Source organism: Brevibacillus sp. HB1.4B (assembly GCF_013284285.1).
In the GTDB taxonomy this organism is placed as follows: domain Bacteria; phylum Bacillota; class Bacilli; order Brevibacillales; family Brevibacillaceae; genus Brevibacillus; species Brevibacillus porteri.
Genome location: NZ_JABSUT010000017.1, coordinates 17,237 through 41,966, shown reverse-complemented (window position 1 = coordinate 41,966; position 24,730 = coordinate 17,237). Strand labels below are relative to the sequence as shown.

The 24,730-nt window shown below is 48.3% G+C and carries 24 protein-coding genes; 6 read left to right on the top strand and 18 right to left on the bottom strand.

The features are described from left to right. Positions 1–70: 70 nt before the first annotated feature. Positions 71–433 carry a hypothetical protein gene (locus HP398_RS28605; RefSeq protein ID WP_017247876.1) on the top strand — a complete coding sequence of 121 codons (363 nt, stop codon included), beginning with the start codon at positions 71–73 and terminating at the stop codon, positions 431–433. Between the two features lie 84 nt (positions 434–517). Here the strand turns inward: HP398_RS28605 and HP398_RS28600 are convergent, their stop codons facing one another. The 6 genes from HP398_RS28600 to HP398_RS28575 are packed head-to-tail and all read right to left on the bottom strand — an operon-like array spanning position 518 to position 5,390. Continuing rightward, positions 518–1,699: a thiolase family protein gene (locus HP398_RS28600; protein WP_173624305.1), complete on the bottom strand. Its 1,182-nt coding sequence runs from the start codon at positions 1,697–1,699 to the stop codon at positions 518–520. A 27-nt stretch (positions 1,700–1,726) separates the two neighbouring features. Next, complete coding sequence (locus HP398_RS28595; protein ID WP_017247874.1) at positions 1,727–2,467, bottom strand: amino acid ABC transporter ATP-binding protein; 741 nt, start codon at positions 2,465–2,467, stop codon at positions 1,727–1,729. Between the two features lie 17 nt (positions 2,468–2,484). Continuing rightward, positions 2,485–3,150: an amino acid ABC transporter permease gene (locus HP398_RS28590; protein WP_173624304.1), complete on the bottom strand. Its 666-nt coding sequence runs from the start codon at positions 3,148–3,150 to the stop codon at positions 2,485–2,487. A 49-nt stretch (positions 3,151–3,199) separates the two neighbouring features. Next, entirely contained in the window at positions 3,200–4,018 is an 819-nt protein-coding gene (locus HP398_RS28585) for an ABC transporter substrate-binding protein (RefSeq protein ID WP_069852266.1), read from the bottom strand. Positions 4,019–4,062: 44 nt separating this feature from the next. Continuing rightward, positions 4,063–4,725, bottom strand: a complete 663-nt coding sequence (locus HP398_RS28580) for a 3-oxoacid CoA-transferase subunit B (RefSeq protein WP_017247871.1) — start codon at positions 4,723–4,725, stop codon at positions 4,063–4,065. Continuing rightward, positions 4,725–5,390 (bottom strand): CoA transferase subunit A, encoded by a 666-nt coding sequence (locus HP398_RS28575; protein WP_017247870.1) that lies wholly within the window; start codon positions 5,388–5,390, stop codon positions 4,725–4,727. The genes HP398_RS28580 and HP398_RS28575 overlap by 1 nt, the downstream gene beginning before the upstream one ends. A 281-nt stretch (positions 5,391–5,671) precedes the next feature. Here HP398_RS28575 and HP398_RS28570 point away from each other — a divergent pair, with 281 nt between their 5' ends. Further along, positions 5,672–7,093: a sigma-54 interaction domain-containing protein gene (locus tag HP398_RS28570; RefSeq protein WP_173624303.1), complete on the top strand. Its 1,422-nt coding sequence runs from the start codon at positions 5,672–5,674 to the stop codon at positions 7,091–7,093. Positions 7,094–7,452: 359 nt separating this feature from the next. Here HP398_RS28570 and HP398_RS28565 read toward each other — a convergent pair whose 3' ends face one another. Together HP398_RS28565 and HP398_RS28560 are read right to left on the bottom strand one after the other, a co-directional pair. After that, entirely contained in the window at positions 7,453–7,854 is a 402-nt protein-coding gene (locus HP398_RS28565; protein ID WP_017247868.1) for a hypothetical protein, read from the bottom strand. Between the two features lie 51 nt (positions 7,855–7,905). Further along, on the bottom strand, positions 7,906–8,748 hold the full coding sequence (locus HP398_RS28560; protein ID WP_173624302.1) for a deoxyribonuclease IV: 843 nt from the start codon (positions 8,746–8,748) through the stop codon (positions 7,906–7,908). 322 nt (positions 8,749–9,070) lie between these two features. Between HP398_RS28560 and HP398_RS28555 the strand changes: the two genes are divergently transcribed. Next, positions 9,071–9,664 (top strand): TetR/AcrR family transcriptional regulator, encoded by a 594-nt coding sequence (locus HP398_RS28555; RefSeq protein WP_017247866.1) that lies wholly within the window; start codon positions 9,071–9,073, stop codon positions 9,662–9,664. Between the two features lie 62 nt (positions 9,665–9,726). Then, on the top strand, positions 9,727–10,962 hold the full coding sequence (locus tag HP398_RS28550; protein WP_173624301.1) for an MFS transporter: 1,236 nt from the start codon (positions 9,727–9,729) through the stop codon (positions 10,960–10,962). Positions 10,963–11,033: 71 nt separating this feature from the next. Here the strand turns inward: HP398_RS28550 and HP398_RS28545 are convergent, their stop codons facing one another. The 9 genes from HP398_RS28545 to HP398_RS28505 all read right to left on the bottom strand — a co-directional run bounded on the left by HP398_RS28545 (position 11,034) and on the right by HP398_RS28505 (position 20,730). Beyond that, positions 11,034–11,900, bottom strand: a complete 867-nt coding sequence (locus tag HP398_RS28545; RefSeq protein ID WP_017247864.1) for a universal stress protein — start codon at positions 11,898–11,900, stop codon at positions 11,034–11,036. Positions 11,901–12,063: 163 nt separating this feature from the next. Next, positions 12,064–13,125 (bottom strand): HD-GYP domain-containing protein, encoded by a 1,062-nt coding sequence (locus HP398_RS28540; protein WP_017247863.1) that lies wholly within the window; start codon positions 13,123–13,125, stop codon positions 12,064–12,066. 121 nt (positions 13,126–13,246) lie between these two features. Beyond that, positions 13,247–14,104, bottom strand: coding sequence for a patatin-like phospholipase family protein (locus HP398_RS28535; RefSeq protein WP_173624300.1), 858 nt, complete (start codon positions 14,102–14,104; stop codon positions 13,247–13,249). A 110-nt stretch (positions 14,105–14,214) separates the two neighbouring features. After that, positions 14,215–14,526 (bottom strand): hypothetical protein, encoded by a 312-nt coding sequence (locus tag HP398_RS28530; protein WP_173624299.1) that lies wholly within the window; start codon positions 14,524–14,526, stop codon positions 14,215–14,217. A 48-nt stretch (positions 14,527–14,574) separates the two neighbouring features. Next, on the bottom strand, positions 14,575–16,137 hold the full coding sequence (locus HP398_RS28525; RefSeq protein ID WP_254476432.1) for a solute symporter family protein: 1,563 nt from the start codon (positions 16,135–16,137) through the stop codon (positions 14,575–14,577). Between the two features lie 89 nt (positions 16,138–16,226). After that, positions 16,227–17,753, bottom strand: coding sequence for a solute symporter family protein (locus tag HP398_RS28520; protein ID WP_173624297.1), 1,527 nt, complete (start codon positions 17,751–17,753; stop codon positions 16,227–16,229). After that, on the bottom strand, positions 17,753–18,100 hold the full coding sequence (locus HP398_RS28515) for a DUF485 domain-containing protein (RefSeq protein WP_017247858.1): 348 nt from the start codon (positions 18,098–18,100) through the stop codon (positions 17,753–17,755). Before HP398_RS28515 ends, HP398_RS28520 begins: the two co-directional genes overlap by 1 nt. 150 nt (positions 18,101–18,250) lie before the next feature. Then, positions 18,251–18,979, bottom strand: coding sequence for a LytR/AlgR family response regulator transcription factor (locus tag HP398_RS28510; protein ID WP_017247857.1), 729 nt, complete (start codon positions 18,977–18,979; stop codon positions 18,251–18,253). Beyond that, on the bottom strand, positions 18,979–20,730 hold the full coding sequence (locus tag HP398_RS28505; RefSeq protein WP_173624296.1) for a LytS/YhcK type 5TM receptor domain-containing protein: 1,752 nt from the start codon (positions 20,728–20,730) through the stop codon (positions 18,979–18,981). Before HP398_RS28505 ends, HP398_RS28510 begins: the two co-directional genes overlap by 1 nt. A gap of 131 nt (positions 20,731–20,861) precedes the next feature. On the opposite strand from HP398_RS28505, the gene asnB reads away from it, so the two are divergent. Continuing rightward, positions 20,862–22,709, top strand: coding sequence for an asparagine synthase (glutamine-hydrolyzing) (gene asnB / locus HP398_RS28500; RefSeq protein ID WP_173624295.1), 1,848 nt, complete (start codon positions 20,862–20,864; stop codon positions 22,707–22,709). Between the two features lie 52 nt (positions 22,710–22,761). Here asnB and HP398_RS28495 read toward each other — a convergent pair whose 3' ends face one another. Next, positions 22,762–23,298, bottom strand: coding sequence for a hypothetical protein (locus tag HP398_RS28495; RefSeq protein WP_083261742.1), 537 nt, complete (start codon positions 23,296–23,298; stop codon positions 22,762–22,764). Between the two features lie 208 nt (positions 23,299–23,506). On the opposite strand from HP398_RS28495, the gene HP398_RS28490 reads away from it, so the two are divergent. Then, positions 23,507–24,688, top strand: coding sequence for a NupC/NupG family nucleoside CNT transporter (locus HP398_RS28490; RefSeq protein ID WP_069852303.1), 1,182 nt, complete (start codon positions 23,507–23,509; stop codon positions 24,686–24,688). Positions 24,689–24,730 lie beyond the last annotated feature (42 nt).

Below are 24,730 nucleotides of genomic sequence, written 5' to 3'. Positions count from 1 at the left end.
GATAGTCCCGTGTCATCATCATTCATCTGTGAGATAATGAAACGATGGCAGATGAATGAGGTGATCAACGATGGGAAGACGTGTACATTTTGGAAAGACGGATTTTACCTTGCGTCTCACTGGCTTGCATACCTTCTTAGCCTTGAAGAGCACCATCACGTTACCGTATCAATCGATCAAGCATGTCGAGGTCGGTTCTTTTGTTCCGCCAAAATGGATGTTGCGCATGCCAGGGACGTCTATAGCTCCATTGAACATATATGAAGGAAGCTTTCAGCATGGAAATGAATGGTACTTCCTTTCTTTTGCCCAGACTGATTCGTTGTTGATTCTAGAAGTAGAGGGTCATGTTAAATATCAGCATGTCATTGTACAGCTGGAAAACCCAACAGAAGTAGCGGCCACATTGCGAAAATACTTACACGAACAATAGGTCCCCTAATAAGCGATCACACTTTCATGGCAAAAAGCCCCGACATATCAATGTTCGGGGCTTTTTCATATGCACATGAGAATTTTACATCGTCAAATTTTCATAGATCACTGACATCCCCATGCCACCTGCCATGCATAGCGTCACCATGCCATACTTCTCTCGTCTGCGCATCATTTCGTTCATCAACGTCACTGTCAGTTTAGCACCAGTAGCTCCCACAGGGTGACCCAAGGCAATCGCGCCTCCATTGACATTCACCTTGCTCGTGTCCAGCTCCAGGCATTTGATTACAGACAAAGCCTGGGCGGCAAATGCCTCGTTCAATTCGATGAGTCCAATGTCACCCTGCGTCAATCCCGCTTTCTCCAGAACCTTCTGCGTGGCGGGCACTGGTCCGATTCCCATCACCCCAGGTTCGACGCCTGCGCTTGCAAAAGCCTTGATTTTCACGAGCGGAGTCAAACCCGCTTCCTCCGCCTTTTCACGAGACATCATCAATACAGCGGCTGCGCCGTCATTCATCGGACACGCATTTCCGGCAGTGATGGTTCCTTCATTTTGAAAAACACTTTTCAGCTTAGCCAGCTCTTCCAGCTTGATATCATGGCGAACGGATTCATCTTGCGCAAATACGCGGGTGCCTTTGCGATCCTTGATTTCAATCGGTACGATCTCACTCTCGAACGTACCCGCTTCGATTGCTGCCGCTGCTCTTACGTGACTCTCGTAGGCATAACGATCCTGCTCCTCACGGGAAATACCGTACTGTACAGCCAGCCGTTCTGCGGTCATGCCCATATGCTCACCAGTCAACGAGCAGATCAAGCCATCGGATAAGAGAGCGTCCTCCATGGACAAATTGCCAAATTTGCTGCCCCAGCGGTTCTTCACGAGGTAGGGAACATTGCTCATGGACTCCACTCCCCCCGCAATCACCACATCCTCTTGACCTGCTGCTATGGCTAGCGCACCGTTGCCAATCGCCTTCAATCCTGAACCACATGCTTTGATGACGATGTGACCATAGACATTGCGTGGAAATCCCGCCAGCTGCGAGCTGATACGTGCAGCATTGAGTCCTCCCCCATGTACGTAACCATTGCCAAAAATCACTTCATTGACTTGTTCCTTCGGCAAATCAACCTTATTCATCAAGCCTTCCAACACTTGCCGCCCCAGCTCTGTTGCCGGTACGTCACGTAGGCTCTTCCCGAATGCACCCACTGCACTGCGCACACCCGCGACTATGACCACATCTTTCATGCCACAGCTCCCTTTCGTTTTCTGTCATTACAGTACACGGTTCAAAAATTCTCTCGTGCGCTCTTCTTTCGGGTTGTTGAAAATTTCTTGGGGTCTAGCCATCTCGATGATCTTGCCTTGATTCATAAACGCAACCCAATCGGCCACTTCCTTGGCGAACCCCATTTCGTGCGTCACAATAATCATCGTCATTCCTTCTTGCGCGAGCTGCTTCATTGTCTCTAGCACTTCCCCTACCAGCTCTGGGTCAAGCGCTGAGGTTGGTTCGTCGAAAAGCATGATCTCAGGCTTCATCGCCAGCGAACGAGCAATTGCCACGCGTTGCTTTTGTCCACCGGAGAGGCTGGACGGGTAGGCGTCTGCTTTTTCAGAAAGACCTACCTTTTGCAGCAGCCGGAGCGCTTCCTGCTTCGTTTCTTCCTTGTCCGCTTTCTTAGCAATCAGCGGTGCCTCCATGATGTTTTCCAGTACCGTTTTATGCGGAAACAGATTGAAGTGCTGGAACACCATGCCTACCTTTTGCCGTACTTTGGTCAATTCATCTTTTTTCGGGTCGATGCTTTTCCCTTCGATATAGATCTCTCCGCCGTCCTTGATCTCCAGAAAATTAATGCATCGAATCAATGTGCTTTTCCCCGATCCACTGGCACCGATCAAGACGACGACCTCGCCCTTTCCGACTTGCAAGGTAACATCCTTGAGAACTTCCACTTTTCCGAAGCTTTTCTTCAAATTTTGCACGCGTATCATTTCTCTTTGCTTTTCCATCGTCTTTCCCCTCCGCTTTACGCCTCTCCTTTGGCCAGACGCTTCTCCATGATGTGGACCACAAACGTAAACACCATGACAATGACCAAGTAATAAAGCGCCACAATCAAAAAGTACGTCATTTCGTCAAACGTTTCCGCAGACAAGCGGCGGGCCAGTGAGAACAACTCATCCATGGCAATGAAAGCGGCCAGAGACGATTCCTTCAAAGACAAAATAAACTGGTTACCAAGCGGCGGGATCGATCTTTTCATCGCTTGCGGAAAAATGATTCGACGCATGGTCTGACGAGTGGACATGCCCAAAGACAGCCCTGCCTCCATTTGTCCTTTATCAATCGACTGAATAGCACCCCGGAAAATCTCTGCGATATAGGCTCCGCTGTGAATCGCCAGAGCGAGCGCTGCTGACCAAAATTGACCGAGGTCAATGATTTTGTAAAAGCCGAAATACAAGACGAATATTTGCACGATCAGCGGTGTCCCGCGAATGATCATGATGTACGCATTGGCTACGAAACGTGCAACTGGAAGCTTGGATACCTTTAACAAAGCGACAAACAATCCGATAATCGAGCCTACGATAACAGAAGCGATCGTCAACTGAAATGTCAGCAGCAACGGCTTCCAAAAAAACGGCAATGTCCGGAAAAACTCTTCTGTCAGATGGGCAAAACTGGGCACTTGATGCCACCCCTCACTCGTAATGGAATATACTTGTTATACCAACTCACTATTCGGCTTTGCTGATGTCGCGATTAAAATACTTTTCGCTCAATTTGACGTAGGTACCATCTTCCATCATTTGCTTGAGCACTTCGTTGATCTTGTTCAGCAATTCCGTATTTCCTTTGCGCACTGCGATTCCATGCTTGACTTCCGAGAGTGGCGACCCGCTTTTCTTGAGCTTCAAGCCTTGCCCAATGGCAATCTCCCCTACGACGCTATCTGTAATCACGACATCATGTTTTCCCTGCTCCAAGGCACGCAGAGCCGTTACATCACTGTCATACGTTTTGATGTTATCCGTATACTCCCGCGCCATCTTTTCATGTGTAGTGCCGAGTGCAACTGCCACTTCCTTGCCTTTTAATCCTTCCAGCGTGCTAATGGTCCCATCCGGGCGAACGAACAGTTGACCACCGGACAAGTAGTACGGGTCTGCGAAATCAACCTGCTGCTTCCGCTCTTCTGTAATCGCATGGCTGGCAATCGCCGCATCGTAGCGTCCTTCCTTTACCCCTGCGATAATACCGGAAAAAGGCGACGTGACTGGCTTTGGCTCAAGCCCCAAGCGCTTGGCGATCTCATTACCGATCTCGACATCAAAGCCGGTCAATTGACCATCCTTGAAGTAGCTGAATGGCTGATATTCACCTGATGCCGCGTATACAAATACGCCTGCCTCTTTTGTCATGGACGATGCATTTCCAGCAGTAGCCCCACCCGCTTGACCTCCCGCACTGTTTGTGGAAGCGCCTTGGCTACATCCGCTTACAAGTAGTGACAACGAAAATACGACTCCTGCGATTGTTTTCCATGTTTTTTTCATCTGTTCCATCCCCCAATTCTTTATGTTCACGCTTACAATTCTCATTACTCTACTATTTGTAAATTTTCTGAAATCATTAGAGGTGCTCCGGTATGCGTGATGACATTTTCCAAGGTGTACGGGTACATGACCTCTGTCAAAAGCAAGCCTCTTTGCGTGACCTCGATAACGGCCCTCTCGGTGATAATGAGATCAACGCAGCCCTTCGCTGTCAGTGGCAACGTGCACTCCCTGCGAATTTTGGGCTCCCCTGTCTGATTGACATGGCTCATGAGCACGATTACTTTCTTCGCGTAATAGGCTAGCTCTGCTCCTCCACCAATTCCGTGAACGCGTGAGCCAGGAACAATCCAGTTTGCCAGATCTCCTCGGCGATTCACCTGCAAAGCCCCGATAAACGCTGCATCCAGCTTTCTTCTTCGGATCATGCCATACGCTATGGTGCTGTCGAAATACGATGCCCCCGGTACTACGGTAACAGGTGCTCCACCTGCGTTGGAAATATGCTGGTCCTCTTCTCCCTTTAACGGCGTAGGTCCGACTCCCAAGATTCCATTCACCGAGTGAAACATGACTTGCCATTCATGCGGGATAAAATCAGCGACGAGCTCAGGTATCCCAATCCCCAAGTTCACTGCCATTCCGGGAGCGACCTCTTTGGCTGCACGCCATGCAACCATATTTCGCTGATCCACTTCCAACCCCATTAGCTGTTCCCTCCGCCACTTACCACGATATAATCCACAAAAATGCCAGGCGTCACGATTTTATCCGGGTCCAGCTCTCCTGCCGGAACGATCTCCTCCACCTCAGCGATCGTGATATCTGCGGCCATCGCTACTAGCGGATTCAGATTTCTTGCCGCCTTGTCATAAATGAGGTTTCCGTAAGTATCCGCCTGTTTCGCATAGACGATCCCTACCTCCGCTGTAAGGGCAGCTTCAATCTGACAAGTTCTTCCGGCAAAAGCAAATGGCTCTGCTCCTTCCATTCGCTCTCCTCTCACATGCGCATCTACAACGATTCCCGGAATGCCAACACCTCCTGCCCGAATCTTTTCTGCGAAAATTCCTTGTGGACAAAATGTCACTTCCAGCATCCCGTCCATCATTCGTTGACCTGCTTCGGGATTGGAGCCAATATGTGTGGTTATCAGCCGCCTCACCCGTCCATGACTAATCAGCTTTCCGATTCCGATTTCCGGATACCCCGCATCAATTCCGATGAGTGTCAAGTTTTGCACGCCTTTGTGCAAGATCGCATCAATCAAGTGTGCTGGGGAACCAATCGTGCCGAATCCGCCATACATCAGCCGGGTGCCATCCAGAACATGCTCCACTGCTTGTTCGTGCGTCACCAGTTTTGATAACATCGCATGCTTTTCCTTATCTCTTATTCTTGGGTCAATCGCTTACGTCTAACTATGTAATAGCAATTCTTGTGCCAAGCCTTAAAAGGGCAAGAAAACGCAATCAAGCTAAAAGCATTCCTTTCCGGTTGAGTCGAAGTAGATTCACTTTCGAATCGAAAAGTAGGAAAAGTCTAACTTTTCGCTTGAATCTATTTCGACTCAACTATTTTTAATTTCGATTCACTATACAACGATCAATTTGATCTTGTACAATCAGTTGAAAAACCGGGGAGCTACTCAACATGGAAAAAGCTGCGGAGATACTAGCATTGTCTTCTGTTGATCGTTTTATTGACATCCTGAACACACTGGCAGATGGCATATTCATTGCTGATGCGCAGGGAACTACTTTATGGTTAAACAATGCCAGTGAAAACCTGTGTGGTCTACCAAAAGCCGAACTCATCGGGCAAAACGTATCCGACCTCGAAGAAATGGGGATTTTCAGTCCTTCAGTTACCCGCTTGGTTTTAGAAACGGGAAAACCGACCACAACCATTCAACTCGTCAATAGTAAAGGGAAGTTCCTGGTGACCGGGCATATCATCCCGGATGAGGATGGGAGACCGGAGCTGATCGTTTCCCACTCACGTGATATCACAGAGGCAGCCCGTGCCAGTTCGCAGCTGGAAGAGACGGTCGCTTTGCTTAAGCGGTACAGCGAAGAGATTCAGCTCATGAAGTGGGAAGCGAGCCAGAGCTCTTCTCAAACCATGATTGGCAACAGTCGTTCCTATCTCGCCCTGTTGGAATTAATGAAAAAAGCAGCCCCTGTCGACACAACTGTGTTTATTACGGGTGAAACAGGCGTAGGAAAAAGCTATCTTGCGGAGCAAATCCACCAGTTGAGCGGACGAAGAAGCGGGCCGTTCGTCCACGTCAACTGTAGCGCCATTCCCGAAACCTTGATCGAGTCAGAGCTGTTCGGCTACCACAAAGGGGCATTTACGGGGGCGAGTCACTCGGGGAAAATCGGATTAGTGAAAATGGCGGACAAAGGGACGCTTTTCTTGGATGAAATCAGCGAGCTTCCCTACCACTTGCAATCGAAATTATTGCTGCTTTTGCAAAACAAAACATTTATGCCGATCGGCGGCACCAAAACATACACAGCTGACATCCGCATCATAACGGCAACGAATGCCAACCTTCAGGAACTCGTGCGGTTGGGCAAATTCAGGCACGACCTGTACTATCGCCTAAATATTTTGCCAATCAATGTTCCGCCATTACGGGAGAGAAAGGACGATATTTTCCCTTTACTCCACCACAATTTACAGCGATTCAATAGCAAGCATAACCAGAAACGTCGTTTTTCCCCGGAAGCGCTGGATGTTTTGCATCAATACGAATGGCCTGGGAATGTGCGGGAGTTGGAAAATTTGGTAGAGCGGATCGTGATTACGTCCAAGCTGGATGAAATCCAAGTCAGTGATTTGCCAGAAGAACTGCGGAGTATTCGTGAGCTGGAGGAAGGGATTCTTTCACTCGGTTCTCTTTCTCTTACAGAGCGGATGGAGAAAATTGAGATGGAATTTATTCTGCAAGCATTGCGCACGCATAAAACGACTCGCAAAACAGCAGCGGCCCTCGGCATTACCCAGTCTCTTCTCATGCGTCGGATTAAAAAGTATGGGATTCAACTTGATTTTGAGGATGAGTGATTGGGAAACTTAGTTAAACACTGAGTCAACATAGTGGAGGAGAAGAAAAAGCGCAGTTCTCTTCGACTCTGACACGCCCTCAAGCGGGATTGACTGTCCGTCTCCACTTAAAAAAGGGGACCGTCGAGCCAAAGCCACCCTACGGACGGAAGATTCCCAAGGAAGAAGTGTTCGACAAGCGTGGTCCCCTTTTTTAAGTTCCGACTGGGTAGGCGTTGTCAAGGTCTGCGAGTCCTGCGCTTTTTCTTCTCACCAGCATTGTTGGTTCATCGATACCTTTAAAAATGATCATCTTTATCTTTTTAGATTGGTATATAAAAAAGGAGCGCTATCTCGCAGCGCTCCTTTTCATTCTTGGATTACTCTTCAATCTTCTTTGCTTTTTTGCCAAACCACGTATTGGCAACCAGCTCGACGACTTGCTTCGGCAGTGATTGCGGTGCTTGGATTTCTGTTCCAGCCTTGTCCACTGTGCGGTACAGCAAAGCCTTGTCATCTGCTGGGTCAGACATGGTTTGCAGTGTCCACTCGCCGATTTGTCCGGCGTTTGTCCACTCCTCGATCATCAGCTGATACTCTCCCGGAGCCAGCTCGATGTAATCCTCGTCTGTCACATCCACAATCGCATATCCATCATGCTCGATTTCAGCATCGTATGTATTTCCGTTCGCCGCTTCGTACAGAGCGAGCTCCTCCGGGTTATTCAAGTTTTCTGTAAGATGAGTAAAATCCGCAATCGTCACCTTAATACGCTTTTTCATAGGTACCCCTCCCGTGTTGAACACATCATTTCACACTCTACCACAACATGGTCAGCCCTGCCAATTGTCTCTAAGTAGACGAACATGTTTGATTTCTTCGCTATGGACTCCTTCTGAGCCTCTCGCCGTTTCCAGAACGATGGGAAGTCCTTGCAATTCGGGTGTTTGTAAGAAAGCCGCAATGGCTGCATCACCAATCATCCCTTTTCCGATGGAAGCATGTCGGTCTCGAAAGGAACCACTCGGATAAACGGAATCGTTCAGATGAACGGCACGCAAGCTCGTAAAATAATCGAGCTCTCGCATCCGATCGGCTACTTCCCCCCAATCATTCCCTTTCCACAATCCACTGGCAAATGCATGACACGTATCCAGGCAAAAGCCTACCTTCTGTGGCTCAGCAAACAATTGTCGAACCTGCGTGAGCTCTTCAATTGTTGTGCCCATGCGATTGCCTTGTCCTGCATTGTTTTCGATTAACAGCTGGGCCTTTCCATCCCAGCCATCCAGTATTTGATTGACCATCTGGATCATGATTTTGTAACCGGTAAGTACATCAGCGCCTTTATACTGGCCAAAATGAACGACCACGCCCAACGCTCCACAAGCTTCGGCAATTTCAAGGTCATTTCGTACGGAGCCCACTGTAACAGCGAAAAGCTCCTGCTCCTCGACGCAAAGATTCACCGGGTATGGCGTATGGGCAATCGACAGCATGCCGTTTTGCTGACAAAAAGCGCGACATCGCTCTGCGTCCCGGGCATCGAATTGCTTGACACCTAGGCTTCGCGGGCTTTTCGGGAAAAATTGAAAGGATAACGCTCCTTCTTTGTATGCAGTTCTCGCTGCCTCCTCATACCCATGACGAATACTGACATGACAACCGATTTGCAAGGTAATCCCGCCCTTCTCTCGCTTCCTTTCATTGCTTGTTCAAAAAGTCGTCTTTTCAGCACCAAGAAAGTGGTGTGAACCTGAAAAAGGAGGAGCGGAATGTAGGGAACCTACATGAGCACCGGACTTTGAAGGTGAACACCTCTTTCGACGCCGAATAGACTTTCAGGACGACTCCGTGATCAAAAGACGACTTTTTGAAATACCTCTATCATTTTTCCCTCTGTCTCTTCTTCTCAATCGAATACTTGCGCTTCCCTGTCAAATCGAATAAACTAAAACTAAACCGAACGTTCAGTCTAGGAGAAGGAGCATTTGTAAAATGTCAAAGCGTCGTCTCGATGGGGAGAAAACCAAGCAACATATCGTAGAGAAAGCCACCGAGTTATTTTCTCAGAAAGGCTATTCAGCCACTTCCATTGAGGACATTTGCCAAGCAACTGGAGCGAGTAAGGGCAGCCTCTATTACCACTTCAAAAACAAGGAGCAGTTGTTCCTGTATTTGCTTGAAAAACAGTACAACGAATGGGAATATCTGTGGCAGGAAAAAGAAAAAGAATTCGAGACATCTATCGATAAACTGTACGGCTTAGCTGTTTTTTTCTTGGAGGATTATTTGTCCCACCCTCTAAAAAAAGCGGGCGAAGAGTTCTCCGGTAGCCAGCTAGCAGATCCAGTCATTTTGGAACAAGTGCTAGAAATGCTCGGCTCCACGTATACCCTCTATACTTCCCTCTTCCAAGAAGGAATCGACCGAGGCGAGTTCGCCCCATGCGATCCCGAAGAAATGGCGATGATACTGGAAGGGCTGATGAACGGAATCATTAACGTGGGTTATCAAATGGAAGACGAGCGTCTTTATGCTCTGCTGAAAAGGAGCATTGACGTTTTGCTGCATGGCATTGCTGCCAAGTAGCATTTTTTTCAACTTTTATTAGACCGGACGTTCGGTATAACTTTTTGGGAGTGAAATGACCTATGAAAGGTCTTTGGGGAAACAAAGTTTTTCTCACTGTCTTTATCAGTGATACATTAGAAAATATCGGTATATGGATCCGAAACATGGCCTTGCTCTACTATGTGATGGAGACGAGCGGCAACAATCCAACTGCCGTATCGCTTTTGACCGCTATCGAACTTGCGCCGATCTTGGTTTTTTCGATTATTGGCGGAGCATTAGCTGATCGCTGGAATCCGAAGCGAACGATGATAGCCGGGAACCTGTTGAGCGCCCTCTCTGTTTTAGTCATCGTGTATTTGCTCTGGCAAGGGATGTGGATCGCTGTATTCTTTGCGACATTTATCTCAGCTGTCGTGTCGCAGTTCTCCCAGCCTTCCTCTGCCAAGATGATGAAGCGTCATATTCCTGATGAGCAAGTTGCAGCAGCTGTGTCTATTTCACAAAGTACGGGTTCAATTTTTCTTCTGGTTGGCCCAATCGTCGGTACCTTCTTCTTTGAACATTGGGGCATCTACCCTTCCCTGTTAACGATGGCCGGCCTCTTCTTCGTCTCGGCACTGATCCTTTTGACACTCCCTACCTCAACTGCCAGTGCAACAGAGGAAGACGGAACTCTCCTTTCTGAGATTAAAGCAGGTTTTGCCTATGTAAAAAAGCGCCCAGCCTTACGCGGGCTTGCCGTTACCTTTGCGTGTCTGGGACTATCCTCGGGTCTTATCAATTCGCTGGAGGTATTTGTTATCACGGATCGTCTATTACTCTCCAAGGAAGCCATTCAATGGTTTACCGCATTAGACGGATTGGGTATGCTGTTGGGCGGTATTTTGGCTTCCATTTACCTGGATCGCCTGAATGGTCGTTGGGTCATTACAGGTGGATTGATTTTCTTCGCTCTTTCCGTCGCGGTAGAAGTTCTCTCTGTTTGGGTATACGTCACCGCAGCGATGCGCTTTTTCACTGGAATTGGGATGGCATTTTTACAGATCGTGATCGGTATGTTCATGATCAAGCTCGTGGATGAAGCGTATATCGGACGAGTGAATGGAACGATTTCACCGCTCATGGTCGGACTCATGATGATCGGTTCCTTTGTTGCAGGTCCGCTCATGCAGATGACTTCGTTGATTACGGTATTTCTGATCGCATCTGTCATCCTTCTGCTCGCTGCATGGGGATGTACACGAATCAAGTGGGATTCGGCCGAAGTTACACCAGATGGAGCAAACCATCTTCTCGAACACAAACAAGCGTAAACTCTATCGTAAGAGAATGCGCCCAAGCAAAAAAGCTGTCCACCAAGCGGACAGCTTTTTCTAAAATAATGCTATGTTTTCACAATGAGGAGTGGTGTTTTCGTACGATGAATCGTTTTAAATGTAACACTGCCAAGTAGCGTACCTGCCACTGCACCTTGGCCATGATGACCGAGCACAACCAGTCCAGCGTCGATTTCTTCAGCCGTCTGGCGGATCACAGTAGCTGGATCTCCAACCACGACCTTGCTTTCAAACGGGATTGAGGCAGCTGCAAGCATCTCCTCGCAAGGTTTTAACGTTTCACGTCCCCAACCTTCGAGTGTATTCATGTTATCCCAGCCTACGCCATACACACCTGCGTATGTGACTGGTGGGATGACAACGGACAAGAGTGTAAACGATACATCCGGGAGGTGCTGCCCCATCTCGACGGCTTTTTTCGCAGCTTCCATCGAATGATCGGAGCCATCTACTGCAATGAGTACTTTATTCCAAGGGAAGCGGCTATCATCTGTCTCCTCCGCAATGAGGAAGACCGGAACTTTGACATCGTGGAGTGTCGGATAGCTGACACTTTGCAACAGGAAGCCTGTAATACGGCCGTAGCCATGTGTTCCCATTACGATGGCAGCATAGTCATTCGCAGCGTGCTTTGCAATGACTTCATGCGGCTCTCCGAACTCAATCTCCAGTTCATACGTAATACCGGCTTCTTCTACGATCGACAGGAATTTTTTGAGATCATCTCTTGCTTCATCCAATTGATAATCTTCTACAACATCTCGTCCCAACCTTCTGACAACATTGCGTGAAGGGAACGGTGAGATAGCATGAAGCAATGTGATATCATGCTTATTTTTGGCGTAGGCCAGCGCGAAGCGGACCGCCTGAATGGACTGCGCTGAGAAATCGACAGGGACTAGAATACGGGACATAATGACACGTCCTTCCTCTTTTTCATCTGGCAAATGTAGTGTAGCTCTATGTATCCATCTGCCTTGAGTCCATTGTAGCCCTGTGAGCCCTACGTGTATGTAGGGGTTTTCCCTGATCTTGGTAGGGATATTCCCTGATAGGGAGTCCTATTCTTTCCAGGCCCTAGTCCATGACAGCTGTGATAAAAATAGTAGGCTTTTCACTCAAATCAATGTCCGTGATCTCATGATCATCCACCATCCGCCGATTCGCCTGCTGGTCTCTTCGAATGACCCGAACGACTGGGCGCGAAGGTAAGCCTCTATTTTGGTCAATGATCACACCGATCTCTCCTGTCGACAGCTTCAGCGAGGTTCCTGTCGGGTACATAGCAATCGAGCGCAAAAAGTGAATGACCATTTTATGATCAAAACGTTTCTCCGCGAGCCCCATAACTTTTTCGCAAGCCTCATACGCAGGCAACGTCTCTTCTTCCTCTGAAAAAGGAGAGATGAGATTATCGTAGTAGTTACAAATCGCAACAATCTTGGCGAAATCATGAATCTCATCGCCAGTCAGGCCTCGTGGCTGCCCACTACCATCCACCCATTCATGATGCTGCAAAGGGACGTGAGCGGAGACAATGCTCATCTCATGTTTTTTTCGCAACAGATCAAAGCCCAGCCACGTATGATGATTGGTCTTGCTGTTCTTTTTGTAGGCTGGAGCTTCCTTGTCGACTGACAGCTTTCCAATGTCATGCAAGAGCGCTCCGATGGCGAGCTCTTTTAGTTGAGCCGTATTATAGCCTAATCCTACGCCCATTACTGTTGCCATCATGCACACATTCAAGGAATGAATGTACATAGCGTTGTCGGTCGTGCGAATTTCTCCTAGATTCAAGAGCACGCGACGATTTCTCAAGGTTTCGTCGATGATACTTCCCACTGATTTTTGAATGCCGCGAACATCAAAATTTTTTCCAGTCTGCACACACGAAATCGTTTGCGACAGATTGCGGATGGCGTCCTTCCGAGTGGTCTCTGTGATGACCTCCTGCTCCTTCACTTCATCAAGCAGCGGGTCTTTGATACTTAACATCGTGACGCCAAACCGACGCAATTTATTAATCATTCCGACTGTCAGCTGGACACCTGCATGCAAGAGCGTTAAGCCTTCACTTGTATAAATGCTTCGAGCCAAAACATCTCCTGGCTCTACTAGGTCTACATTCACATATTTCATGGGGTCTTTCCTCCTGATTCCATCCTCCCCTGATGCTTCTTCCCTATCTTCGCTTTGGAAAAACCTGTTTCGCATGATTTTGCCGAAAAAACATCCGTAATACCAGATGCCTTCTCATATTTCACCTGTTCCTGCCAAGACCAAGCCATGTACAAAGTCCAGAAAATTGGGTACGAGCATCCTGGTAGCCTTGTCTGTAATAATGCTCCAGCTTCTCCTCTTGACGTTCAAAACCTCGTAGAATGGTACCCACTGGTGGTGCGATGACAAACGCTTTGCCTTCCTTCTGCATCTCTTTGACCTTTTCAATCGTCTCGTAATAGATACGAAAATGACGAATGAATGCTTGGCACAAGCGCGTACTTCTGGAAAAAAGACGCTCGACACGCCATAGCTGTCGCATCCACTCACCCGGAGGACAAGAAGAAGTAAGCACAATAATATGCTTTTGATTGCCATCAAGTATGGACTTCATGAAAGGGACCGGATGCACGATGCCACCATCCCATAGCTTACGTCCGTTGATCGTAACCTGGGGTGATAGAAACGGAAGACTGCACGAAGCCCGAATCACATGGAAAATATCCTCACAGTCGTCTTTCGTAAAGTAAACGGCTTCTCCTGACCCGCAATCCGTTGTGACGACGACAAATTGTTCCTTCGCTTCGCGAAACCGATCAATGGCGAACGGCTCCAGCTTGTAGGGCATCTCATTGAAAATAAAATCCATGCCAAATAGCGAGCGCTTCATGATCAAATTTTTATAGTGAAAGTATCGGGGATCGCGAATGTATTTCGTATGATAAATCTTGCCCAATCCGCTCTGCCTCGCCAAGTATGCCGCTCCATTGCACGCACCTGCTGACACGGCAACCACATACGGGATGTATAGCTCCTGCTCCATGAAGTAATCCAGAACGCCAGCGGTATAAATCCCACGGCTTCCCCCTCCCTGCAAAACGAGCCCGACCTTTTCCATATCAATCACCCATTTTGATTTCGTCTACCCGTAGTATGAATGGTTGCCCAATGAAACATGCAGGGCGGGATCGTGCCCATCAAAAAACGACCCTCAAACGGGGTCGCCACTCAATCGTCTTTTTTCATCATGCTGTACTCATCACGGACCATTGCTACATTTTCCTCTTGTTGCGTCAACTCCAGCTTATAGAGGATATCGGCAAGCACCACGGCATAGATCAAGGTTAATTCCCCGGTATTGACCGGCTCTCGAAAGTAGCTCCCGATCATTTCATAGCCTTTTCGCTTATAGGATTCGGTCTCTTCCTCTTCCAGTGCTTCACATAGCTCTCCAATCAGATCATCCAGTGCCAGCCTTGCGCGCTCATAGACATCTGGCTGGTCATGTGATACAACGTCTGACTCTTTCCTCGTACCCACCTTACCCCCTCCTCCTTCTACTCCTAGAGTGGGGCACGCGAAGAGGCTTTATGCAGATTCTTGTTTCGGTTTCTTCGCAGGTGGAACTCGGATTCCCGTCAACGCCTGAAACAGTACGCGTTGATACTTCATCTCCGCATCAGGATCAGGCCGATCCAGTATTGTTCCGAGCACAGCTCCTAAAAAGCCGAGTGGTATGGAGACCAATCCAGGATTCGTCAGTGGAAAAAGTGGCTCCGCACGGATAAGTCCGGTGAGGGGATGCATAACAGTCGGTCCTAAAATGACCAGTACCACTGATGCCGTTAACCCAGTCAGGACGCCACAAATGGCTCCTCGCACGGTAAAACGCTTCCAATACAACGTAAACAACAGCAGTGGCAAATTGGATGATGCTGCTACAGCAAACGTCAGCGCAACGAGAATTGCCACATTCATTTTTTCTGCACCGATAGCCAACCAAATGGAGATCACGCCCACTGCCACTGACGAAAGCTTTGCCATGGTGACCTGTTCTTTTTCCGATGCCACCCCTCGTCTGATCAGATGACTGTAGACGTCATGCGCAAACGCAGAAGAGGCAGAGAGCACGAGTCCTGTCACGACTGCCAATATCGTCGCGAAGGCAACGGCAGCAATGTACGCCATCAAAAACTCTCCACCGAGAGCATCCGCCAAGAGCGTAACGGTCAGATTCCCCCCGAAGCCCACATTTTTCAATGCCTCGTAGCCTACAAACGTGCTCGCCCCGAAGCCGAGAAAAATCGTCATCAAATAAAAGGCGCCGATCACCCACGTAGCGGTGTAAATCGAATTACGTGTCGTCTTTGCGTCCTTGACTGTGAATAACCGGGAGATAATATGGGGGAGTCCGGCGGTACCGAGAATCAAAGCCAGATGCAGGGAGATCGTTTCCAGCGGATCATGAAGTTGATTACCCGGCTGTAAGAACTGTTCCTGAAGAGGTGTAATCGTACTCACATGTGAAAACATCTCGGAGAAGCTCCAATCAAAACGGGCAAACACGATCAGACTTAGGATCAATGTCCCTGTCAGGAGCAAAATCGCTTTAATAATCTGAACCCACGAGGTCGCCACCATCCCGCCGAACACGACGTAAAATGTCATCAGGCTCCCGACAACGAGGACAGCCGCATCGTAACGCACTCCCAATAAATAATGAATGAGGGCACCTGCCCCAACTAATTGCGCCAGCATGTAAAAAATCGTAATTAATAGAGTCGTACAGGCAACAACGCCACGCAGCCAAAGACTGTCAAACCTGACGGCAATCGCGTCTGCCAACGTATAGCGCCCCAAATTATGCAACGGCTCCGCGACTAAAAACAAAATAATCAGATAAGAGACAAAAAAACCTATCGCATACACGAACCCGTCAAAGCCGTACATCGCAATCGTTCCTGCAATCCCCAAAAACGAGGCAGCACTCATGTAATCGCCCGCAATGGCAATGCCATTTTGCAACCCGTTTAAGCGATTTCCTGCTGCATAAAAGTCTTTCGTCGTCCCCGTCTGTTTGGCAGCTGAATAAGTGATCGCCATCGTTCCGATAATGACGGCAAGGAAAAAGATGATCGTCGTCACGGACAATACCTCTCCCTTCTTGCAAAAATGAAAAAAAGACCAGGGGTTAACCCCAGCCTTCTCTTCGTGGCATGAGCTTCCTACGATTACTGTTTCTACGCTGAATCTTTCATTCCTGTATTCGCTTTCACCAAAATTTCATCGTACTTCTTATCATCACGGGAGCTGGACATCAAGGTTCCGATCCATGCTGCCAAAAACCCTAAAGGGATCGAGACAATGCCCGGATTCGGTAACGGGAACAGCGCTTCGCCGACCAAAATGGCTTTTCCAGCTACAGGATTCCAAACGTTCGGACTCAACGCAACCAGAATGAGAGAGCTGAACAAACCAACGAGCATCCCGCTGATTGCTCCTGCCGTATTGAACCTTTTCCAGAAGATCGTGAACAAAATCACTGGTAGATTTGCACTCGCCGCTACTGCGAAAGCCAGCGCAACAAGGAAAGCCACGTTCAGATTTTGCGCAAACAAGGCAAGCAAGATGGAGACAATCGCGACACCGATTGACGCCCATTTGGCCATCTTCATTTGCTCCTTTTCTGTTGCTTTTCCTTGTCGTAATACGTGTCCGTAAAAGTCGTGCGCAAAGGCAGAAGCGGCAGTCAGCACCAGCCCAGCCACTACCGCGAGAATGGTAGCGAAGGCAACCGCCGATACGAAGGCAAACAAGAAGTTACCACCTAGTGCTTGCGCTAGCAGTGGAGCTCCCATGTTACCTGCGGGGTCCATATTCCCCGCTCCTACAAACGCTGCCGCTCCGAAGCCAAGGAAGATCGTCATGACATAGAAGGCACCAATGATCCACGTCGCGTACACAACCGATTTGCGAGCTGTCGTCGCATCTTTTACGGTGAAGAAACGAATCAAAATATGCGGCAATCCAGCTGTTCCGAGCACAAGCGCGAGATTCAGTGAAAGGGTATCGAGCCCCACTTTAAACTTGTTGCCAGGATTGAGGAATTGCTCTCCTAATGGGGTCACCGTCTTCATTTGCTCGAACATTTTCAAGAGATTAAAATCGAATTTGGCAAAAACCATCATAGAGATAATGAATGTCCCGACCATCAACAAAACCGCTTTGACGATCTGCACCCAGGAGGTTGCCGTCATCCCGCCGAACACGACGTAGATCGTCATCAATGCCCCTACGATCAAAACAGATGTCGTGTAATCCAGCCCCAAGAGCAGCTTGATCAAGGCCCCTGCTCCGACCAATTGCGCGATCATATAAAAAATCGAGATCGCAATCGAATTGAGAGCGGCAACACCACGAACCTTTTTATTGTCAAAACGCGCGGCTATCATATCTGCCATCGTGTATTTTCCTAAATTACGCAAAGGCTCTGCTACCAAGTAGAGCACAACGAGATACGCGACAAGAAAGCCGATACTGTAGAAAAAGCCATCAAACCCACTCAACGCAATCATCCCGGCAATTCCCAGGAAGGAAGCAGCGGACATGTAATCTCCCGCAATCGCGAGGCCGTTTTGCCAACCCGTCAAGCCTCCTCCAGCGGTATAAAACTCACTAGTCGTGTTCGTCTTTTTCGAAGCGTAAAAGGTGATGACAAGTGTCAAAAGAACAATGCCGAGAAAGAGTAAAAATGCAGTAACGTTCATTAGCCCCTTCCACCTGCCTCTTGTTTGATTTTCTCAACGAGTTGATCAAACTGCTCTGCCCGCCTGGTGTACAGAATACAGAGACCCCATGTCATAACGAACTGAGCAAAGGCAAATACCCACGCCCACGAAATGGCTCCAAACGCTGGTTGGTTCAGTACGGTGAAGTAAGAGGTTAAAATCGGAAGGGTAAAGTAAAACACGAAGAAAAAAATAGAAGATGGCAAAATAAACGCTTTTTTTCTTCTTAAGAGCTCTTTGAAAGTGGCTGACTGAATCACTTTTGCATAATCAACAGCATCCTTCTTTTGATCCTCGGCTTTTTTTGCCGAAGCGGATTTGCCCATGGGAACCTCCCCCTCATCTACAAAAATGTAAGCGCTTCCTACATTGTAGAGAATCCTTTTCTAACCGTGTATTTTTCTGCGTAAGATGTCGGGGAGAGTGTGTCAGTGGCAGATTTTTAGCCACGATCTGCAAACGATTGATCATCAGGCTTACTCCTCAAGACGTTTGAGCAAATCCTTGGCAGAGGTCCGAGATACGGGAATACGCGGTCTTCCTTCTCCCTTCAAAATCAGGTTGTAAGCACCGTTGAACCATGGTTCGAGCTCGCTCACAAATTGAAGATTGACCAAATAGCTCTTGTGAGTACGGAAAAAGTCGTATGCGAAAAGCTTATCCGCCAGTTGTGTCAGGGTCATCCGCGTCGAGTACGTAGCCGTTTGGGTGACGATTTGCACATATCGCTCCTCCCGCACTGCATATACAATCGTCGCTGGATCAATGACCACTAATCTGCTATTGTCTTCTACCAACAGCTTGGTTCGTTTTGTCTGGACAGGCTCTGCTTTCGGTTTGACCAGACGCTCGCGTATTCGTTGCATCGTTTCTACCAGGCGCTTGGGCTCCGTAGGCTTCAACAAATAATCGACGGCGTACAGCTTAAACGCATCGATGGCAAATTCCTCATACGCGGTACAAAAAACGATGAGGGGATGCTGCTTGCGTGATGCGAGCATTCTTGCTGCCTGCGCTCCTTCCAGCTCAGGCATTTTCATATCTAGGAAGACGACATCCGGTTCGTGCACATCGACCATTTCCAACAGCTCTCGCCCGTTGGTGGCATAGGGCAACAATTCTACGTCTCCTTCTTGTAGCAATAAATAGCTCAGTTCTTCGCGTGCTAGTCGCTCGTCTTCTGCAATCATGACGCGTATTGGCATCAGGCACTCACCTCTGTTGTCATTGGAATGGTAAAGGTAATCGTACTGCCGCCTTCTTGTTTATTGGCAAAATGAAGTTGGGCATCTTGTCCACACAAGCTGATCAGACGTTGGTTGACATTATGAATGCCAATTCCGTTGCCCTCCTTACTCTCCATTGGCACCTTTCCCAGAACTGGCAGCAAGTTGTCAGGAAAGCCTTCGCCATTATCTTCGATTTGAAAAACAACGTGCACATCCTGCCGTTTCACATGGAGTATGATCTCACCGCCGTTCGTGATGTCGCGAACACCATGCTGAATGCAATTCTCAAATAACGGCTGCAACGTACCAGGAGGAATAAGAGCTTCCTCTACCCCCGCATCAATGATCGTGCGAACGGCGAATTGCTCGGAAAATCTGATTTTGATAATTTCCAAATAAGCATGTAGGTGATCCAACTCCTGTCTCACAGTGACAAGCGGACTCGCTGTGAGCTTCAGGTTGAATCGCATGAACACACCAAGCTGAATGGTCATATGCCGGGCTAGCTGCGGATCAATTCGTATCAAGGTCACAATTGAATTCAATGTGTTGAACAAAAAGTGAGGATGAATCTGTGCCTGTAGCATCCGCAACTCTGCATCCTTCATTAAACCTTTCATTTGCTCCGTGAGAGATAGGGTCAATTGATTGGAGATTAGGTTGCCAAGCCCTTTAGCTAGTGCTTCCTGGACTTTTCCTATTTGTTGTGGCCTCCGATAATAGAGTTTGATCAGACCGACGACGCTGTCCCCCTCTTTAATCGGCACGAGAATCGCTGCATGCAGGTTACAATTTTTGCGCTTGCACCCTACGCTCTCTCGCGTGAATCCCTTATCGATTCCACCGCTATACAGAGCCCGCTTATCGAGCTCACTATTAAGTGCTTCTCCCGGATGATGATGATCTGCCCCCACTCCAACGTGCGCAAGAAGCTGTTCTCGATCGGTTACCGCAACGGCTGCTGCTTTCGTTTCTTTTTGTAAGACGAGGGCTGCTGACTGAGCCGTTTGCGGGGTAAGCCCCCTTTTCAGGTGTGGCAAAATTCTTTCCGCTATCGTAAAGGAACGCTCCGCCTCAATGGCAGCCGAACGTTCTGCCTCTTGCAAGGCAACCCGTATCATCGTCGTAAAAATCGCAATCGAAACACTGTTCGTCAGCACCATCGGAATCCCAATCACATTAACCATGGTTCGCGCCAACTCGGGCGGAGCTGCCATGATCAATAAAAGCGACATCTGAATAATCGGCGCGAACATGCCGATGAACATGGCTTTGGACGGAGAAATAACCCGCTCCTGTGAGAAAAAACGTGCGACGTATCCTGCCAGCAACCCCGTGATCGGGATCGACAAGCCCATCGGTGCTGCGGCGAATCCTCCCAATTGAAAGACATGAAGCCCAGCAATGACACCTGCCCCCAGGCCAACGAGAGGCCCTCCGAGCAAACCTCCAATGACGACCCCTACCAAAGTAGAATTGGCGATCATTTCGTCATACGACAAACGAAAAATCCAAAAAGCAGGGAGATAGTTCTCCCCTTGCACGACCACTCCTGCATATGTACCTGCAATCCCAAACAATCCGAACATAACCGAAAATGCGATTGACGTCCCTACGTGCAATTCACGGTCTAAAAGCTGGCGAAACAACGGTGTCCTTGTCAAAATAAATGCTAGCGTCAAAAGAATGCCCATTCTTTCAATGAGCAATAACGTGAGATTGTCCACCGTAGCCTCCCTTAGTTTAAATCTTCTATAAATTCCGCATATTATCCTCATTTCCCTGCTGGACAGACAACCTCGCTAGGCTGATTGCATACGCTGTGTGTGCAATGCTTCAGGAGAAGGGTGATCATACCATGTGTGGAATTGTAGGATGGATTGATTGGGAAAAGGACTTATCTGGTGAACGTAATGTGCTGCAAAAAATGACCCAATGTCTCAAGGATCGAGGCCCTGATGCAGAAGGCTTTTGGCTGACTCCTCGTGCGGCCCTTGGTCATCGTCGACTTGTGGTCGTAGACCCTGCTGGCGGACAGCAGCCTATGTCGGCTCTCAAAAACGAACATGCCTGCACCATGATTTACAATGGTGAATTGTATAATACCGAGGATTTGCGAGCAGAGCTGCTTGCTTGCGGACATACCTTTCAATCTCACTCGGATACGGAGGTACTTTTGCACACGTATTTGGAGTGGGGCCCAGACTGTCTGTCAAAGCTAAACGGTATCTTTGCATTTGCGATCTGGGACGAACGCGAACAAAGATTGTTTGTCGGCCGTGACCGGATGGGGGTTAAGCCGCTGTTTTATGCGCAAAGAGGCAGTTCATTTCTGCTCGCCTCCGAGCTAAAAGCCTTGCTTGCTCACCCCGAAGTCAAACCAGAGCTCTCTCGTGAAGGCTTGGCGGAGGTTTTCGGAATCAGTCCCGCTCGTACACCTGGCCATGGTGTTTTTCACAACGTACACGAGGTTCGGCCCGGCTCCTATCTGTTGGTAACGCGTGATAGCCTCAAGCAAAAACGTTACTGGCAGCTCGAAAGCCATCCACATACGGATGACCTAGCGACAACTGCTGAACGTGTCAGGGAGTTAGTCACGGATTCGATTGAGCGCCAATTAGTTGCGGATGTTCCCGTATCGACCCTTTTGTCAGGTGGGTTAGACTCGAGCATTATTACAGCTGTTGCGGCAGATCATTTTCAAAAAACAGGCCGCGGAACCCTGCACAGCTACTCCATTGATTACGTAGACAACCGAAAGCATTTCAAGGCGAGTGCTTTTCAACCAAATGAGGATGAACCTTATGTGCAACTCGTTACAAAGTTTCTCGGAACCCAGCATCACACGATTGAGTTCGACACAGACGATTTGATTGAATCCCTGAAAACAGCGACACTCGCCCGCGACTTGCCGGGGATGGCTGATGTGGATGCGTCCCTCTACCTGTTTTGCCGCGAAATAAAAAAAGAGACGACCGTCGTCCTCTCTGGAGAATGCGCAGATGAAGTATTTGGCGGATATCCGTGGTTTCATCGCGAGGAACTGCTGAATGCCGGAACGTTCCCTTGGTCGAGAGCGACGAAAGAACGTGCTTCCTGGCTTTCACCTGATCTTCGTGATTGGGTCAAACCTGAGGAATACGTTGCCATGCGATATGAGGAATCTCTCGATGAAGTCCCACATCTCCCAGGCGAAGACCCTCTCGAAGCTCGCCGACGGGAAATGTTTTATTTGAATATTACGTGGTTCATGAACACACTGTTGGATCGCAAAGACCGAATGAGTATGGCGGCCAGTCTGGAAGCGCGCGTCCCGTTCTGTGATCACCGTATCGTGGAATACGTCTGGAACATCCCATGGGATATGAAGACGCACGGGAATCGGGAAAAAGGAATTTTGCGAAAAGCTATGGAAGGAATCTTGCCTGATGAGGTTTTGTATCGCAAGAAAAGCCCGTACCCGAAAACACATAATCCCGCCTATACGGAAGCCGTTCGCTCTTGGCTGCTGGATATAGTAAACGACTCTTCCTCTCCACTGCTTCAACTGGTAGATGTTCCAACGATTCGAAAAATTGCCGAGTCAGATGCACAGGCTTCGAGCATTCCGTTTTTCGGTCAGCTCATGAGTACACCTCAGTTGTTCGCCTATCTCGGCCAGCTGGATTATTGGCTACGGGAGTACCGTGTTTCCATTCGAGCCTAAATACCAAAAGCTCCTCGCCCCTTATGATTCGGGGGAATTGAGGAGCTTTTCGTTACTTTTTGGTTCTTCCCCGTTGCTTGGTTCTAGGTGCCGATTGTGGTTTCGGGTTGAGGGGAATGGTAGCAAGTGATTGATATCTCAGATCAAACTGCTCGCCTGAGCGTTTCATGATCGTGAACGTTTTGGTTGCGCCGACTCGGATCAAACGGTAGTCCACTCTTGTTTTTCTCCCTCCCCCGCTCAGTATCGCAGCTACGGTCCGATGATCCGGCAGATTCACTTTTATCTGCAACGACAACACAGTTGCAGGAAAAGGTGGGATTTCACGATAAGGAACACAGAGCTTACCTTTTAGTATCCGCAAATGGAGATTCCGAATCATCACTTCCGTCAATTGCTTTCCCCAATACCGGCGGAAAATACGGGAGATTTTTCGTTTGGTGTTGTATTTTTCGGGCAATGGGGTGTAATCCACACCGTTTACGGTATAAACAGGCTTTCCTCTCGGCGAATTCGCGATCTGAGTCCAGACATGCTCTGCTGAAGTGATAAACTGCTTGAGCCTCTGCAACTCATCCAAGGATTTCACCTCCTCCATAAACCGTATGGTGGTGGGCTTATGCTAGTACGCCCGATTTCAGCGTTCTAAACACAATGGACAACAATTCTGAACATACATATAAATTGCAATCATATTATTGAGATGATAGAATATAAACCGCTTTCACTTCTCTTGTTCGGGGAGTGCGTTTTTTTGCCTTTTAAGTTTAGCACTATTTAATTTCTTGGAGGTTGTAATGAATTTCATCATTCCCATCGCTGGCTTACTCATCGTGATTGGGTTAGCATTATTAGGGAGCAATGGACGTAAACAGGTCAAATACAAACCGATCATCGTCATGATTGCTCTGCAATTTTTGCTTGCCTTTCTTCTTCTGCACACCAAGTTTGGGTTTATATTCGTTTCAGCCATTTCCAAATCGTTTGAAAAGCTTCTTGCCTTTGCTGCGGAAGGAATCAATTTCGTATTTGGTAATCTGGCAAACGACGGACAAATGTCCTTTTTCCTTGGTGTATTGCTCCCAATCGTCTTCATTTCCGTCCTCATCGGTATTTTGCGACACTTCAAGATTTTGCCGATTATCATGAAGGCAATTGGCTTTGTACTGAGCAAAATCAACGGCATGGGTAGACTGGAGTCATACAACGCTGTCGCTTCCGCTATTGTCGGCCAAAATGAAGTTTTCATCACTGTAAAAAAACAGCTCGGTTCCTTGCCAGAGCATCGTCTGTATACGCTGTGCGCATCAGCCATGTCTACTGTTTCGATGTCGATTGTCGGTGCGTACATGACGATGATTGAGCCGAAGTACGTCGTCACGGCCCTGTTCTTGAATCTGTTTGGCGGCTTTATTATCGCTTCGATAATCAACCCTTATACAGTGAACGAAGAAGAAGATTTACTGGAGATTCAAAGCAATGAAAAGCAGTCCTTTTTCGAAATGCTCGTCGAGTACATCATGGATGGCTTTAAGGTAGCAGTAGTCGTGGGCGCAATGCTGCTCGGTTTTGTTGCCTTGATCGCGGCTGTGAATAGCTTGTTCGGCATGATTTTCGGCTGGACGTTCCAAGAAATGCTCGGCTTCGTCTTCGCTCCTTTTGCCATCCTGATGGGCATTCCTTTTGCGGAAGCGATGACGGCTGGTAGTATCATGGCGACGAAGCTCGTAACGAACGAGTTTGTAGCGATGATCGAGCTGGGCAAAGTCGTATCTGAACTGAGTCCACGTACAGTAGGAATTCTCTCTGTCTTCCTCGTTTCGTTCGCGAACTTCTCCTCCATCGGCATTATCGCTGGTGCGGTGAAAGGTCTGAATGAGAAACAATCCAATGTAGTTGCTCGCTTTGGGTTGAAGCTGTTGTTTGGTGCCACGCTGGTTAGTCTTTTGTCTGGTGTCGTCGTCAGCTTTGTCCTGTAAGTGATAGGAGAAAGTGTCCCTCTGCCATGTGCAGTAAGGACA

What these genes read in the sequence shown, in the direction of transcription:
- HP398_RS28605 (WP_017247876.1), top strand. Translation starts at nt 71, where the DNA reads ATGGGAAGACGTGTACATTTTGGAAAGACGGATTTTACCTTGCGTCTC.
- HP398_RS28600 (WP_173624305.1), bottom strand. Translation starts at nt 1,699, where the DNA reads ATGAAAGATGTGGTCATAGTCGCGGGTGTGCGCAGTGCAGTGGGTGCA.
- HP398_RS28595 (WP_017247874.1), bottom strand. Translation starts at nt 2,467, where the DNA reads ATGGAAAAGCAAAGAGAAATGATACGCGTGCAAAATTTGAAGAAAAGC.
- HP398_RS28585 (WP_069852266.1), bottom strand. Translation starts at nt 4,018, where the DNA reads ATGAAAAAAACATGGAAAACAATCGCAGGAGTCGTATTTTCGTTGTCA.
- HP398_RS28580 (WP_017247871.1), bottom strand. Translation starts at nt 4,725, where the DNA reads ATGGGGTTGGAAGTGGATCAGCGAAATATGGTTGCATGGCGTGCAGCC.
- HP398_RS28575 (WP_017247870.1), bottom strand. Translation starts at nt 5,390, where the DNA reads ATGTTATCAAAACTGGTGACGCACGAACAAGCAGTGGAGCATGTTCTG.
- HP398_RS28570 (WP_173624303.1), top strand. Translation starts at nt 5,672, where the DNA reads ATGGAAAAAGCTGCGGAGATACTAGCATTGTCTTCTGTTGATCGTTTT.
- HP398_RS28565 (WP_017247868.1), bottom strand. Translation starts at nt 7,854, where the DNA reads ATGAAAAAGCGTATTAAGGTGACGATTGCGGATTTTACTCATCTTACA.
- HP398_RS28555 (WP_017247866.1), top strand. Translation starts at nt 9,071, where the DNA reads ATGTCAAAGCGTCGTCTCGATGGGGAGAAAACCAAGCAACATATCGTA.
- HP398_RS28550 (WP_173624301.1), top strand. Translation starts at nt 9,727, where the DNA reads ATGAAAGGTCTTTGGGGAAACAAAGTTTTTCTCACTGTCTTTATCAGT.
- HP398_RS28545 (WP_017247864.1), bottom strand. Translation starts at nt 11,900, where the DNA reads ATGTCCCGTATTCTAGTCCCTGTCGATTTCTCAGCGCAGTCCATTCAG.
- HP398_RS28540 (WP_017247863.1), bottom strand. Translation starts at nt 13,125, where the DNA reads ATGAAATATGTGAATGTAGACCTAGTAGAGCCAGGAGATGTTTTGGCT.
- HP398_RS28535 (WP_173624300.1), bottom strand. Translation starts at nt 14,104, where the DNA reads ATGGAAAAGGTCGGGCTCGTTTTGCAGGGAGGGGGAAGCCGTGGGATT.
- HP398_RS28520 (WP_173624297.1), bottom strand. Translation starts at nt 17,753, where the DNA reads ATGAACGTTACTGCATTTTTACTCTTTCTCGGCATTGTTCTTTTGACA.
- HP398_RS28515 (WP_017247858.1), bottom strand. Translation starts at nt 18,100, where the DNA reads ATGGGCAAATCCGCTTCGGCAAAAAAAGCCGAGGATCAAAAGAAGGAT.
- HP398_RS28510 (WP_017247857.1), bottom strand. Translation starts at nt 18,979, where the DNA reads ATGCCAATACGCGTCATGATTGCAGAAGACGAGCGACTAGCACGCGAA.
- asnB (WP_173624295.1), top strand. Translation starts at nt 20,862, where the DNA reads ATGTGTGGAATTGTAGGATGGATTGATTGGGAAAAGGACTTATCTGGT.
- HP398_RS28490 (WP_069852303.1), top strand. Translation starts at nt 23,507, where the DNA reads ATGAATTTCATCATTCCCATCGCTGGCTTACTCATCGTGATTGGGTTA.